The organism is Halobacillus sp. B23F22_5, assembly GCF_043497085.1.
In the GTDB taxonomy this organism is placed as follows: Bacteria; Bacillota; Bacilli; order Bacillales; family Halobacillaceae; genus Thalassobacillus.
The window spans coordinates 240,516-255,611 of record NZ_JBIEKI010000001.1 but is presented as its reverse complement, the minus strand read 5'-3'; the positions used below and the strand labels follow the sequence as shown (position 1 = coordinate 255,611).

The following is a 15,096-nucleotide window of genomic DNA, read 5'->3' as shown; positions in this document are numbered from 1 at the left end:
CACCTGTTAAAATATACTAATATAAAAGTTTCTAAAAAATTATTTGATAATTATCAATAATCTGATATAATCGAAAATACATTACATGTTATAACCAGTTGAAATGGTGTTAATGTCGATTTAGTTTTTTTAATATTATTTGAAAGCGCTTTTATGGAGGTGTGCGAAATGGGAATCCCTTTACCTATGTTCTACTTGATAGGCTTAATCGTTTTTGTTGCTGTCCTGTTTATTGGTTTTAAACGACCGATGTATGAGGTAATGACACTCTCTTTCTTTTTTATCGTCCTGATTTCAGGACAAATGGACATCATGTGGTCCTCCCTGCTTTATCCATCAACAAGCAGTCTATTCTATGCCATTTTCGCTTTTATGGTCGTTGCGGTGTTGTTTGACGCTACGAAAGTCGTACAAAGAATCATCAACCTGATGTTATCGCTCGTCGGTAAATTCCGGGGTGGTGCTGGTTACGTCTCTCTGTTAGGAAGTACATTTATGGCTTCCCTTTCAGGTACTGGACCAGGAAACGTTGCAGCTACCGGCGTTTTCACAATACCGACCATGAAAAAAGCAGGCTACCCTGCCCCATTAGCTGCTACTACTGAAATGTCCTCTAGTATGTTAGGTAACATTGTCCCTCCGTCTGGTATCGTCCTTCTTACGTTTGGAATTTTGAATGAAGTTAACCCAGGGAGTATTACGCTAAGTCAATGGATCATAGCTGCCTACGGAATAGGCTTATGGTTTTTCGTTCAGCGTTGGCTAACACTATGGGGGCTTTGCAAATATTATAAAGTTCAGCCTATTGCTAAAAAAGAACTTCCATCCTTTAAGAAGAGCTTCCGTATTGGCTGGCCGGCATTGATTTTACCAGCCTTGATTTTTGTTCCATTGTTCGCTGATGCCCAGTTCAAAGATTTCATCACCGCCCGTATCGGTGCTGACGGCTCTGAAGCATTTTCATCATCGGTATTGATGTTCACTCCTGCTATTGCAGGTGCTTATGCAATTGGGATTGGAAAGAAAGCATTCTTCAACACCACTCGCTCTCACCTTGACCGGTTAGTTGAAGTTTTCAAAGAATCCTTGCCTCAAGTGGTTCCGATTGGTGTCACCATTTATATGGCCTATGCCACTTCACAGGTATTCATTGGGATGCAGATGGAAGAAGTCGTCCGTAATTGGTTCGTCTCCATGGGAATGACTGCTCCCGTCATGATTGTCCTGCTTCCGTTTTTCTTCATGATACTTGGAATGGTGCTTCCAGGATCAGCCCAAATCGCCATTCTGGGTGGAGCTATGATCGGAGCGTTTGGCGCTTTAGGCGGCGATCCAGTACTGTTTGCGCTTATGCTTCCTGCTATGACCGGTGCTTTGGAAGGAATGACCCCTCCACTTGCACTTGGGCTGTTCGTAGCTATGGGAATTGCTGGTTCAGGGTTCAAAGAGACCTCAAAGCTGGCGATTATATGGATATTACTCCATGTGCTTTTAAGTATCATTTTGTTAACAGGCGTTCTACCGATTTTTGGACTATAACTTGGAGGTGTTTAGCATGAAAAATAAAATTTCCAATATTTTTGCTAACCTTTATGGATGGATTGCTTTTCTGACAATGGCTCTAGGTTTGCTTACTGCTTTGATGTTTGGTGCTTCCTTTATCATTGGAGGTGGCAGCGGGGAAGCGATCGCTGTGTTGGCTGGCAAGATGATGAGTTGGGGTATTCGGTTTGCAGCGATTGCCATGGTAGTCGGCATTGTTCATACGTATGCGTCGAAAGAACACAGCCTGACGCTCAAATCCGAATCTAAACAAGCAGCCGAAAAAGAAATCAATAATGCTAAGATAGAAAAAGCAATGTAAGGAAAAGAGGTGATCACGTTTGAAACCATGGATCGGTGTCACTATCCATATCGATGAAGGAAAAGAAGATGATTTATACCCCAAGCATCCATTGTTGTATGTAGAACGTGATTACATTCAAGCGTTAGAAGCCCATGGTATGCACCCTGTACTAATTCCAGTATTGGATAGCACAGAGGATGTGCCAGCTTACCTAGCCAAATTGGATGGCCTGCTTATGACTGGCGGGGGCTACCTTAATCTCAATAAACCATTGTCTGTTTCTACTAAGCTGAGTGAAACTGGCAGTACGCGTTTTACGTATGAGAAAGTACTATTGGAAAAGGCGGTTGAAATGGGGCTGCCTGTACTGGGAGTGTGCCGTGGAATGCAAATGATAAATGAAATATATGAAGGTACATTGCAAAACCTCAAAACCAGCCACCACCATCAGGAAGTGATGGGGATGGAAGGATCGGTCCCTACGCACCGTTTAACGCTTGAAGAATCCAGTAAACTTTCAAAAATGGTTGGCAATGATCCACTTCAAGTGAATTCCAGACATCGTCAGGTGATTTCTGAGATAGGAAAAGGTCTCAAGCCTGTTGCCTGGTCTGAAGACGACCTTCTCATAGAAGCGATAGAAAGCGAGGATGATAAATGGTTAATGGGACTGCAATTTCACCCGGAACAGCTCTATGCGGACGAGCCCAGATGGTCATTGTTATTTGATTGCTTTAAGGATGCGGCATTGCAATATAGTCATTCAAAAACGTATTCCTAATATTGGATGATAGTTTGGCTTCCGTTTGAAACCCTTTATCCAATCCCCTAAAAGCCCGGCGATATCGCCTGGGCTTTTCTTTTTATTGCTATTCCGACTTAACGCATTCCCGGACAACACTTCAATCATTTCATTTGGTGAGTAATTCTTACAATTGTTAAACTAAGTCACATAGATAAGCTTGGTGATTTTAAGAGGCCTATTCAACTACTGGTCCGTAAAGTCGAAGACCTGATTTCGAGATATTGTTTTAGTTTAGGAGCTCCGGGAAACGATTCGCTTTCCGTGGGCGTGTGCTGAGTCTCCTCAGGCTTCGCCTTGCGGGGCCTCATCTATCACTCAACTCCCACAGGAGTCTCACCGTTTCCCTACGCCCCTTGCCATAATAGGAAGTTCTCGAAATCACCCTTGTGGAAAGAGCCCATGATATTAGAAAGAAGACTTTGACGCCTTTATATCCTTTATAAATGCGTCAACATGAAGGTTTCAGCTACATTCTTTCTCTTTTTGAAGGGTCCGTTTAGTACTAAACTGGCTGGATGGGAAGGGAAACGGCGAGACTCCCGCGGGAGAAGGGGCTAGGCGAGATCCCACAGGGCTTTAGCCCGAGGAAGCTTGCCAGGTCCCCCGCAGGAAAGAAATGAATGCGTAATCGCCTTGGGAGACACGACACGCATAAGCAGAACAGCAAAAGGGAAGGGCTCTTTCTTCCCGTTGATGGATTGCTTATGTAGCGAGTGTCTAGGCGATGAAGCTGGAAAGCGAGTCGTTTCCAAGACCATCCCATTACTCTTATAGTAACGGACCCACTACCTTGAAACTGAGTCTTCATGTAAAGGGAGCTTATCTGTAGAAGCAATACTGAGATTTTACAAAGCAAATTTTTAAAAGAAAGAAGATGAATAAAATGAGTGTAGAACATAAACAAATGCATGAGATACCATTTTCGGTGCTTGACCTCGCACCGATTGTAGAAGGCGGGACACCGGCAGATGCCTTTAAAAATATGATCGAACTTGCCCAGCACACAGAAGAATTGGGCTACAATCGGTATTGGATGGCAGAACATCATAATATGCCCTTTATCGCAAGCTCGGCCACCTCTGTGTTAATCGGTCATGTCGCTGAAAACACCTCAAAGATCCGGGTCGGGTCTGGCGGTATCATGCTTCCTAACCATGCGCCATTGGTAATCGCAGAGCAGTTTGGCACCTTAGAGTCCCTTTACCCTGGACGGATTGACCTCGGTCTTGGGCGTGCTCCTGGTACGGACCAGATGACTGCCCAGGCGTTGAGACGGGGACGTAGAAGTGATGGTCAGGATTTTCCGCAACAATTACAGGAATTAAGAGCTTATTTTGATCCTTCGTTAGCAACGAGTCCTACGCCTATCCGTGCGGTTCCTGGACAAGGATTGGATATCCCGATTTGGTTACTAGGTTCCAGCGGATTCAGTGCGCAGCTTTCCGGGCAGCTTGGTTTGCCGTTTTCCTTTGCCAGTCACTTTTCACCAAATAATACAATGGCTGCACTTGATTTGTACCGCCGCCACTTCCAGCCGTCTGAAACACTCGAGAAACCACATGCCATGTTAGGCTTGAATGTGATTGCGGCTGAGACAGATGAGGAAGCGGAATATCTGGCAACCTCGCTTTATCAGCAGTTCCTGAATTTGATACGCAATGATGAAGCACCATTGCAGCCGCCTGTAGAAAATATGGACGAGCTATGGTCTCCGCATGAGCATGCAGCACTGCAGCAACAGCTAGGGGCTTCCATTATCGGAAGTAAGGAGACCGTCAAGCACAAGCTGGAAGAATTCATCGAGGAAACAAAAGCAGATGAAATTATGGTCACTTCCCAAATCTATGATCATCAGAAGCGGCTTCGTTCATTTGAAATTGTCGCAGATATTGTGAATGGAAAATAAATAGTAAAGGAGCCAGGCAAGCAATGACCTGGCTCCTTTTTATTCGTCTGGAGTATCCTGATAACTTTCCAGCATAGAAATTCGTTCCATCATGGTAGGGTGCCCATACCGTAAATACTTCACCAGGACAGGGGGATGGACATCACTGAGAGCTGTAACGGTTAATTGCTGGAAGGAACCGACCGCAGCTTCTGGGTCTCCGGTCATTTCAATGGCATATTCATCTGCTGATTTTTCCGCTCCACGGGAAATAGTGAGTTCGATCGGGCTTACGATGAACGAAAACAAGCTGAAAATTAACAGCAGTGCCGGCAGAGATGCTATATCTGTTACACGCTTGACACCCCAGGCGTCCCCCCATTTCCTTAGTGCTGCATGGAAGAGTCGATAACCTAAGTACATACCGACAAAGGTGACGGCGATGGAGCCAGCCAGCATCCAGAATAAATGGTTCTTCACGTAATGACCGATCTCATGAGCCATGATGAACAACACTTCATTTTCATTCAGCTTATTCAGGGTGGTATCCCATAAAACGATGCGGAGATTCGATCCGATACCATTAACATAAGCGTTCATCGCATTTGTTTTTTCTGACATGTCTACTTCATAGACGCGATCAGCAGGAATGTCAGCCTGCTCAGCAAGAGAGAGTATCTTTTCTTCCAGCTGCGGGTTGCTGAGTCTGGAAAAATCATTATAAAGCGGATCGATGACGACAGGCTGGATATACATCATGAATATTAAAAATGGAACGAGCAGCATCCAGGCATACAGCCACCATCGTTTTTCAAAACGACGGATCAATACATAGAGAACAGTGATGAGAACGGCCATAATCAGGGTGCTGATCCAAAAGCTGATCATTTGATCACGCATCCAGCCAGAAAAGCTTTGTGTCCCTATCCCATAGTTGATCGACAAGGAACGCCTTATAAAATCGAACGGGAAGGTCACTATCCAGGTCAAAACAGATAAAAGCAGGACGTAGATCGGGATGTTGATCCATGAAAACCGGGAGACACGCTCTCCGAAATTCTTAAACACTTTTGAGATGCCAAGTACCAGCACGCCAAGGTAAATGATCCACTCCAGCGGTAAACCCAGGAAGAACATCATGGATTGATAGCGGGAATATTCCTGGCTTAGCTGCAGCTCACGATCTGTCATAAACGTTGCGGGGTCTGCCGCAGTTCCCTGGTAGGAAGCAGGGACCCCGTTATCTGCCCACCAGAATAAGTAAAGCCCCATGATTAGGGCATAGACGATATAGATGCCAGCAGTCCAAACTGCAAACCGCTTTTTCACGCGCCCACCTCCACTACTTGTACTACTCCTAGCTTATGTTCAAAAAATTAAATTATATCGTTATCTAGCATTTTATCACGGATGGCCGGTCATCCCTCAAGGAACACTCCATAAGGTTTTAACTCTGGTAAGAAGCCCTTTCCATAGGGTACTAAAAAATCGCCCAGTGGAATCCTGGACGATTTTATGTGTGAGATTTACACTTTCATTGGAAACGTTATGGCAATACTGTTGAGCCCATAAGGTAGCGGTCGCATTCGCGTGCTGCTTCCCGTCCTTCGTTGATAGCCCAGACGATCAGGCTTTGGCCACGGCGCATGTCTCCGGCAGCAAATACGCCTTCGACATTTGTGCGGTAATCACCATATTCTGCTTTAATCGTAGAGCGTTCTGTAGTTTCTATTCCAAGCTGGTTGATCAGGTCTTGTTCTGGACCTTGGAACCCGATAGCCAGTAACACAAGGTCCGCCGGCCATACTTTTTCGGTGCCTGGAATTTCTTCACGGATTCGCTTGCCATTCTCATCCTTCGTCAACTTGACGTTGATGGTATGGACTTCTTTGACATGACCGTTTTCATCACCGACGAACTTTTTAGTCATAACTGCATAAGCACGCGGGTCATCCCCCAGGACTGATGCAGCTTCTTTATGACCATACTCTACGCGGTGAACAACTGGCCACTGTGGCCATGGATTATCTTCGGTATCACGTGCAGAAAGCTTTTTATCATAAATATCGAATTGGGTAAGACTTTTACAGTTATGTCGCACAGAAGTAGCAAGACAGTCTGTACCTGTATCGCCTCCGCCGATGACAATAACATCCTTATCTTTGGCGGAAATATAGTTGCCGTCTTCATGGTTGGAGTCTAACAGGCTCTTGGTGTTGGCGTGCAGGAAGTCCATGGCGTAATGGATTCCCTTCAGTTCTCTCCCATCGGCAGGGATATTGCGGTGGACAGTTGAACCGCCACAGAGGATGACAGAGTCAAAATCCGCACGCAGTTTGTCTTCCGGATAATCCTTACCAACCTCAGTGTTTGTGACAAATTCTATTCCTTCTGCTTTCAAAATGTTTACACGGCGCTCGACAATTTCATAGGAAAGTTTCATTTCAGGAATACCGTATGTCAAAAGGCCGCCGACACGGTCGCTGCGTTCAAATACAGTCACCCAGTGGCCAGCTTTGTTCAACTGGGCAGCAGAAGCAAGACCAGCAGGACCAGAGCCTACTACGGCCACCTTCTTACCTGTACGCTGAGCTGGCGGTTCCGGTTTTACCCAACCTTCTTCAAAACCTTTTTCAATGATGGCGCGCTCCACGCTACGGATAGCCACGGGCGGTTCATTGATGCCAAGGACGCAGGCTCCTTCACAAGGTGCCGGGCAGGCAATGCCGGTAAACTCAGGGAAGTTGTTGCGCTCATGCTCCTTTTTCAGGGCTTCCTGCCATTGGCCACGGTAAACCAGGTCATTCCATTCCGGAATCAGGTGATTGACCGGACACCCTGTTGTCTGCCCTTTAATCTCTGTACCTGTATGACAAGTAGGAACGCCGCAGTCCATGCAGCGCGCCCCTTGAATTTGGACCTCTTCTTCTTTCATCGGAGCTGTATAATCCGACCAATCTTTCGTGCGTTCAGAAGGGTCACGTTCACGTTGTGATTGGCGTTCGTATTCCATAAATCCTGTTGCTTTTCCCATCGTATCCCCCTCCTCTTATTATTTTACAAGCTCTTTGCTTCGTTTACTTTCTTCAAATGCTGTCATTTCAGCATCAAACTTACTCATACCTGTATCTAACAAGCTGGCAATCCGCTCTTCCATCTCAAGGTAAGCGGTTGGGATGACACGTACGAATTTGGAGACGTATTTATCCCAATCATTCAAAATACGATGTCCTTTAGGACTGTTGGTGTATTCCACGTGCTTCGCAATCATCTTATACAGCTCTGTGATTTCCTGTTGGTCGGTCAATCGCTGCAACTGTACAAGCTCCTTATTACATTTACTATCGAAAAGTCCTTCTTCCTCTTCCAGGATATAAGCGACACCACCGGACATACCAGCAGCAAAGTTTCTGCCTGTACCGCCTAAAACGACGACTTTTCCGCCAGTCATATATTCACAGCCATGGTCCCCAATACCTTCGACGACGACATTGGCTCCACTATTACGTACGCAGAAACGTTCACCGGCAAGCCCGTTGATATAAGCTTCCCCGGCTGTCGCTCCATAGAAAGAAACGTTACCAACGATGGTGTTTTCCTCTGGTGCGAATGTAGACTCTGCTGATGGGTAAACGATGATCTTACCACCTGATAATCCTTTACCGATATAGTCATTGGTATCGCCGATCATAGTCATCGTCACGCCCTTTGGAACAAAGGCACCAAAGCTTTGACCTGCGGACCCCTTGAAGTTCAAGCGGATCGTATCTTCAGGCAAGCCTTCTGCTCCGTAACGGCGAGTAATTTCACTTCCGAGCATCGTACCGGTTACCCGGTTGATATTTCGGATCGAGTGATTGATCTCCACCGGTTCTTTATTCTCGATTGCCTTTTTGCAAAGTGGGATCAATTCCTGCATGTCTAATTTTTCCGGCAGCTCATGGTCCTGTTTGATAGTTTGATAGGTTCCTCCGCCTACTGGTACGGCTGGCTGATAGAGAAGCGACGTAAAGTCGACGCTTTTCGCTTTCCAGTGATCAATATCCTCTTTTGGTTCTAATACATCGGAACGGCCGACCATTTCATTAATGGTGCGGAATCCAAGCTCCGCCATCAACTCACGCGCTTCTTGTGCAATGAAACGCATGAAGTTTGCCACGTGATCGGCGTTTCCAGTGAACTTTTTACGCAGTTCCGGATTTTGTGTCGCGACACCGACTGGGCATGTATCTAAGTGACAGACACGCATCATGATACAGCCCAATACAACGAGCGGTGCTGTGGAAAATCCATACTCTTCCGCTCCTAACAAAGTAGCGTAAACAATGTCACGCCCGGTCATCATTTTTCCATCTGCTTCCACCGCAATCCGGTCACGCAGGTTATTCAAAACGAGCGTCTGATGGGTTTCAGCAAGACCGATTTCCCAAGGCATACCAGCGTGCTTAATACTTGTTCGAGGTGCAGCACCGGTACCGCCGTCATAACCACTGATTAAGATATGATCGGCTCTTCCTTTTGCAACCCCGGCAGCAATTGTTCCTACTCCATCAGCGGAAACGAGTTTGACGCTGATACGGGCTCTAGGATTGGCATTTTTCAAGTTATGAATTAATTCAGCCAAATCCTCGATGGAATAAATGTCATGGTGCGGCGGTGGTGAAATCAATTCAACCCCTGTGGTTGATCCACGTACTTCCGCAATCCAAGGGTATACTTTTTTGCCAGGCAGGTGACCGCCTTCCCCAGGCTTGGCGCCTTGAGCTACTTTGATTTGCAGTTCATCGGCATTGACAAGGTAATGGCTGTTGACACCAAAGCGGCCAGAGGCAATCTGCTTGATGGCACTGCGGCGCAAATCTCCATTTTCATCAGGCGTGAAACGGTCAGGGTCTTCCCCGCCTTCCCCAGAGTTACTCTTTCCACCGATTTTGTTCATGGCGATAGCTAGTGCTTCGTGTGCCTCTTTACTGATGGCACCAAAGGACATCGCCCCTGTTTTGAATCGCTTAGTAATATCATCGACGGACTCTACTTCTTCGATAGGAATCGAACGTCGTTTTTTGAAGGTCAGTAACCCACGAAGTGATTGCAAATTGTTACGCTCATCCGTCAACAACTGCGAATATTCCTTGAATAATTCGTAATTGTTACTTCGGCATGCATGCTGCAGCAGGTGGATCGTATGTGGGTTATATTGGTGATCCTCGCCGTTTTCACGGTATTGGAACTCGTCCCCTGCTTCCAGATTTTTGGAAACATTACGATTCTCCCCATAAGCACTTTCATGGCGCATCAATACTTCTTTTTCAATGATATCCAGACCGATACCACCAAGACGGGTAGCTGTACGCGTGAAATACTTCTCTACGACTTCACTGCTGATACCTACGGCTTCAAATATTTGTGCACCGCGGTAACTTTGAATTGTAGAAATCCCCATTTTAGAAAGCACTTTGACAACCCCATCCGTCACGGATTGGACATATTTGTCTACCGCTTCCTCAAACGTCACTCCGGTCAAGTCGCCTCGTTCAATCAAGTCATTCAGTGAGTCAAAAGCAAGGTAAGCGTTAATTCCTTCTGCCCCATAACCAAGTAAGGTAGCAAAATGATGAACTTCTCTCGGCTCGGCAGACTCTACCAGGAGACTGACTTTAGTACGCGTTCCCTGACGGATCAAATGATGGTGCAAACCGGATACAGCAAGCAGGGCTGGTATTGCCGCCTGGTCACTATTAACACCGCGGTCAGATAGAATGATCAGAGTGGTTCCGTTTTCTACTTCACGGTCAGCTTTTTCAAACAGATCTTCCAGAGCGGCATCCATTGCTCCTTCGCCCTTTGCATCAAATAATATCGGCAGCGTAGCAGCTTTGAATCCATCCACATGCTGTTGGCGAAGCTTCTCCAGTTGACGATTGGTCAAAGCAAACGTATCAAGACGGAGATGCTTACAGCTGTCTGGCTTCGGCTCAACCAGATTTCCTTCTGCTCCAATTGTCGTTCCTACTGCTGTAACGATTTCTTCACGAATCGCGTCAATAGCAGGGTTCGTGACCTGAGCAAAAAGCTGTTTGAAATAGTTATATAGCAGCTGCGGCTTTTTGGATAACACAGCTAAAGGAGAATCATACCCCATGGAACCTACCGGGTCTTTTCCGCCGGAAACCATCGGCTTCAAAATTTTGTTCAACTCTTCTGTTGTATAACCGAAAGCAAGCTGATGGTCGAGAAGCTGATCTTCCTTCGTCAAAGGAGCTTCTTCCACAGGTTCCGGGAGGTCGTCTAAATCGTGCATATGATCAGCAATCCATTTATCGTAAGGCTGCTCTTTAGCGATTTCAGTTTTAATTTCTTCATCAGGAATGATTTTTCCTTTTTCCAAATCGACAAGCAGCATCTTACTAGGATGGAGACGATCTTTATATTCGATTTCATCAGCAAAGATATCCAGGGCTCCTACTTCAGAACCTAGGACAATCATGCCATTTTTCGTTACATAATACCTTGCCGGCCGCAGTCCATTCCGGTCGAGACAAGCACCGATCTGTGTTCCATTGGTGAACACCAATGCAGCTGGTCCATCCCAAGGTTCCATCAATGTGCTGTGATACTCATAGAAATCACGTTTTTCCTTCTCGATGGTAGTATTATTCGGCCACGGTTCAGGAATCATCATCATTGCTGTATGGGCAAGTGAACGGCCGGATAAATGCAAGAATTCAAATGCATTATCAAACATGGAAGAGTCACTGCCATTGTCATCAATGACCGGCAATACTTTTTCTAAGTCTTCTTCACTGAAATATTCAGATTGGCATAGCGATTGACGTGCCCGCATCCAATTGACGTTTCCTCTTATTGTATTGAATTCACCGTTGTGGATGGTGTAGCGATTCGGATGGGATCTCTTCCAACTTGGGAAAGTGTTGGTACTGAAGCGGGAGTGTACTAATGCCAATGCGGATATAAAATCAGGGTGGTTCAAGTCAATATAGAAAGAATCTAACTGTTCAGGGATGAGCATCCCTTTGTAAACAATTGTGCTGGTCGACAAACTGCTGATATAAAAATCATCGCAGCCATCCATTTCAGCAATTTTCAGTGCTGCACGTTTGCGAATGATGTACAAACGTCGTTCGAATGCCATTCGATCTTTGAAATCTTCTGAAGGTGCGATAAAAACTTGTCTTATAAATGGCTTCGTCTTTTTAGCACTGTCACCGACAAACGAATCGTTGACTGGAACTGTCCGCCAGCCCAGCAGCTCCTGGCCTTCATCACGAATGATATCTTCCAAAATTTCAATACATTGATGACGTTTATAGCCATCTTGCGGGAGAAATATCATTCCGACCCCATATTCGCCTTCTCCTGGCAGTTCGATATTTTCTTTCTCACATTGTTTTAAAAAGAAACGATGGGGTATCTGTGTAAGTATACCGGCCCCGTCTCCCGAATTGACGTCGGCTGACTGGCCGCCGCGGTGTTCAAGGTTACACAGAATAGTAACTGCGTTCTGAACGATATCATGGGATTTTCTTCCGTTGATATTGGCAATCATACCGATTCCACAAGCTTCATGCTCGTTGGCAGGATTATAGAGACCTTGCGGAATTGGATATCCATGTTTTTCCATGATCATTCCTCCTCTATTTATAAAAAATTGTACTATTGTAGGGAAAGTGAAAAAATTCAGTCTTTTCGAGTATGAAAAATAGTATACCATGAAATTGTCAGTCGATTACAGTCCTATACAATAACTGCAACTTTAGACCTATGTAATGTTACAAAAAAGACAACGCTTTCATGCGTTTCTTATTTGCTTTAAACCCTTATATGACAGGGGTTCGCAGAAATTTTGAACTTTTTTTGAACTTTTTATTTGAGTAAGTCGTGTTAGGTTCTAATTTTTGTAATGTATAAAGATTATATTTATGTTTTATTTATGCAAATTGCTGGTGGCTGAAAATAACCAGACCTTAGCAAAATTGGATATAAACCGTAAAAAGAAGCTTACATTCTTACTCAAAACTTTTGCAAAACCAGTGAAAGAGCCATGGAAAACTTCTCCATGGCTCTTTCACTGGTCACTTTTCTTTTAACGCTTTATTCCAATACGATTCATACGCTTTTAAATCCTTTTCACTGAGCAAAACAAATCGGATATGTTTGACATGTTTCAGCACTGTTATCTCATTAAAAACTGTGTTTAAAACTATAGGAATTGCTTCTTTAAGCGGATAACCAAAAGCCCCCGTTGATATAGAGGGAAATGCAATACTTCCCACCTCTTTTTCGTCCGCTTGCTTCAATGCCTCAACATAACAGCTTTGCAACAGCTCACCTTCTGGCTTATCCACCCCATAAACAGGACCGAGACAATGAATGACATAATCGTTCGGCAGTTTGAAAGCAGGGGTGATAACAGCTTGCCCGGGACTGATGGGAGCGAACTGCTTTCCAGCTTCGGCAAGTTCAGGACCCCCCACTTTATGCAGGGCACCGGCAACTCCTCCTCCTGTACGAAGTTCAGCATTCGCCGCATTTACTACCGCATCCATGTCTGTTTGATTTGCAATGTCGCCTTGTATCGCCTCCACTACTACACCCTCAATCGTTCGTTTCAATATAAGTCACCTCTTTTATAGAACGTTTTATATATCCATACCTCTTTCCACTAACATTTTAACTTCATGAAAAAAGCAGTATCTCCCTTATTAATGGAAGATACTGCTCTTAAAAGAATCTATATAATGAGCAGCTTACTGTTGTCCGAACTCCAGTACTGGCTGCTGTTGGATAGGTTCCGGTTGTGGGGTGATGCGTTTGCGTTTCTTGATACGCGTAGCAAGCGAATCAAACGCTGCTAAAACAGAGAAAAATCCAAAAACAGTTAGAGACAAAATTGATAGAGAGGTTACCATACCCACTATCCCCTTTCATATTTCTTTATATATTATTATTTCCACCTATATAATATCAAATATTCTTATAAAGTAAATACATATCATGAAATTCTTAAAAATACTATCGTATTCTTGGCTATATTGTGAATAGCTTGGAATTTTTAAAAAAATTGCACTCCCTTTTCATAGGGAATGCAACCGTTAATTTATGGCATTATCACCATTGATATAACCCGCCCCATAGACGTTCGGATCCTTATTACGCCAAATATCAGCGCTCTCTTTCAATCGTTTTTTTATCTCATATGGTGTAGCTTCAGGGTTATGCTGTTTCATCAATGCCACAACACCTGCACAAAGGGGAGTTGCCATGGAAGTACCAGAAAGTACAAAGTAATCGTTGTCGACACGGGCGGTTTTTTGGGCTTTATCCAGATAGGACCCTGGGGATCTCAATGAAATGATATTTACACCGGGGGCAAGGATATCCGGCTTGGTAACATCATAGATGGTAGGTCCTCTGCTTGAGAATGATGCCACATCATCATCTTCCCTTGTATCCATGGAGTTCTTATCGTCTAATGCCCCGACAGTGATTACCTGATCACTCAAACCAGGGCTTGCGATTGTTTTTGCTTCCGGCCCTTCATTTCCTGCCGCTACGCAAACGATAATCCCTTTTTTCCATGCTTCTTCCACAATTTTAACCATCGGATCTTGATTTTCGGATGGAAAAGCCTGAGCTGTACTTCCAAGCGACATGCTGATGATATCAATCCGATTCTCCGGATGTTCTTCATTATATTGAATACACCATTCTACCCCTTGCATGACCGTTTCAAGGGATCCTGATCCGATTTTGTCCAGTACTTTGACACCAACAAGATTTGCTTCTGGAGCAGGACCCTGGTATTTACCATCAGAGGCTGAACCATCCCCTGCAGCGTCTCCGGCACAATGCGTTCCATGTCCATTATCATCATAAGGAGCAGTACGTTTATTAATAAAGTCTACAAAGTCTACGATTCTTCCCTCTAAATCCTGGTGTGGATGGATGCCTGTATCAATAATCGCTATCGTGACGTCCTTACCTGTCAACCGCTTATTATTACGTACGATATTTTTTGCATGGGCTGCTTCAACAGCTACATCCAGTAAGGCATGAACTTCTTTATTCACATATACTTTTTTAATATGATTACAGTTTGCCAGGATGTCCTCCAGCCCGGCAGGCGTCACTTGTGCACTGCAGCAGGATATCCGAGAAAAATCATGGTTGAATTTGCACGCATGATGACGTTCCAGTACTTCATGAAGCTTGATACAGTCTGCTTCATAGTAGCCTTCTTCAAACTCGACAATCAAGGAAAGCTTTTTTCTTTTCTTCACATACCCTTCAAATACACGATGTAGAAAGCATGGCGTCCATTTGAATGGACGATAGCCATTTAATATTTCATCTCGCAACGGCTTTTCTAACTTATCGGCGTAAGCTCTTACCATTTGAACCATCGAATAACCAAACATTCTTTTTCCCTTCCTTTCTTTGGTGTTCCTATAATCTATGAATGAAAAAAAGGAAAGGAAAGGTGTTTGTCCATTATTCTAGTAAATTGGCTATTCACCTGTAATCTGTAATAGTGGGTAA

General features: G+C 44.6%; 10 protein-coding genes. 4 read left to right on the top strand and 6 right to left on the bottom strand.

Translation table 11 applies throughout. From position 1 onward, the window contains the following. Window positions 1-168: 168 nt before the first annotated feature. The 4 genes from ACGTN9_RS01255 to ACGTN9_RS01240 all read left to right on the top strand — a co-directional run bounded on the left by ACGTN9_RS01255 (window position 169) and on the right by ACGTN9_RS01240 (window position 4,557). A complete protein-coding gene (locus tag ACGTN9_RS01255; protein WP_499589742.1) occupies window positions 169-1,539 on the top strand; it encodes a TRAP transporter large permease subunit in 1,371 nt (456 codons plus the stop codon). A gap of 16 nt (window positions 1,540-1,555) precedes the next feature. Beyond that, on the top strand, window positions 1,556-1,864 hold the full coding sequence (locus ACGTN9_RS01250; protein ID WP_499589740.1) for a hypothetical protein: 309 nt from the start codon (window positions 1,556-1,558) through the stop codon (window positions 1,862-1,864). Window positions 1,865-1,883: 19 nt separating this feature from the next. Continuing rightward, the gene (locus tag ACGTN9_RS01245) at window positions 1,884-2,627 is read left to right on the top strand and encodes a gamma-glutamyl-gamma-aminobutyrate hydrolase family protein (RefSeq protein ID WP_499589738.1); all 744 of its coding nucleotides are present in this window, start codon (window positions 1,884-1,886) and stop codon (window positions 2,625-2,627) included. An 898-nt stretch (window positions 2,628-3,525) separates the two neighbouring features. Further along, window positions 3,526-4,557 (top strand): LLM class flavin-dependent oxidoreductase, encoded by a 1,032-nt coding sequence (locus tag ACGTN9_RS01240; protein ID WP_499589736.1) that lies wholly within the window; start codon window positions 3,526-3,528, stop codon window positions 4,555-4,557. Window positions 4,558-4,596: 39 nt separating this feature from the next. On the opposite strand, the gene ACGTN9_RS01235 is transcribed toward ACGTN9_RS01240, so the two are convergent. The 6 genes from ACGTN9_RS01235 to ACGTN9_RS01210 form a co-directional block, all read right to left on the bottom strand. Further along, window positions 4,597-5,865, bottom strand: a complete 1,269-nt coding sequence (locus tag ACGTN9_RS01235; protein ID WP_499589734.1) for a M48 family metallopeptidase — start codon at window positions 5,863-5,865, stop codon at window positions 4,597-4,599. Window positions 5,866-6,082: 217 nt separating this feature from the next. Further along, window positions 6,083-7,570: a glutamate synthase subunit beta gene (locus ACGTN9_RS01230; protein ID WP_499589732.1), complete on the bottom strand. Its 1,488-nt coding sequence runs from the start codon at window positions 7,568-7,570 to the stop codon at window positions 6,083-6,085. Between the two features lie 18 nt (window positions 7,571-7,588). Beyond that, a complete protein-coding gene (gene gltB / locus ACGTN9_RS01225) occupies window positions 7,589-12,178 on the bottom strand; it encodes a glutamate synthase large subunit (RefSeq protein ID WP_499589730.1) in 4,590 nt (1,529 codons plus the stop codon). A 451-nt stretch (window positions 12,179-12,629) separates the two neighbouring features. Next, window positions 12,630-13,169 (bottom strand): macro domain-containing protein, encoded by a 540-nt coding sequence (locus ACGTN9_RS01220; protein ID WP_499589728.1) that lies wholly within the window; start codon window positions 13,167-13,169, stop codon window positions 12,630-12,632. A gap of 135 nt (window positions 13,170-13,304) precedes the next feature. Next, on the bottom strand, window positions 13,305-13,466 hold the full coding sequence (locus ACGTN9_RS01215) for a hypothetical protein (RefSeq protein WP_499589726.1): 162 nt from the start codon (window positions 13,464-13,466) through the stop codon (window positions 13,305-13,307). A 183-nt stretch (window positions 13,467-13,649) separates the two neighbouring features. Continuing rightward, complete coding sequence (locus tag ACGTN9_RS01210) at window positions 13,650-14,975, bottom strand: S8 family peptidase (protein ID WP_499589724.1); 1,326 nt, start codon at window positions 14,973-14,975, stop codon at window positions 13,650-13,652. Between the last annotated feature and the right edge of the window lie 121 nt (window positions 14,976-15,096).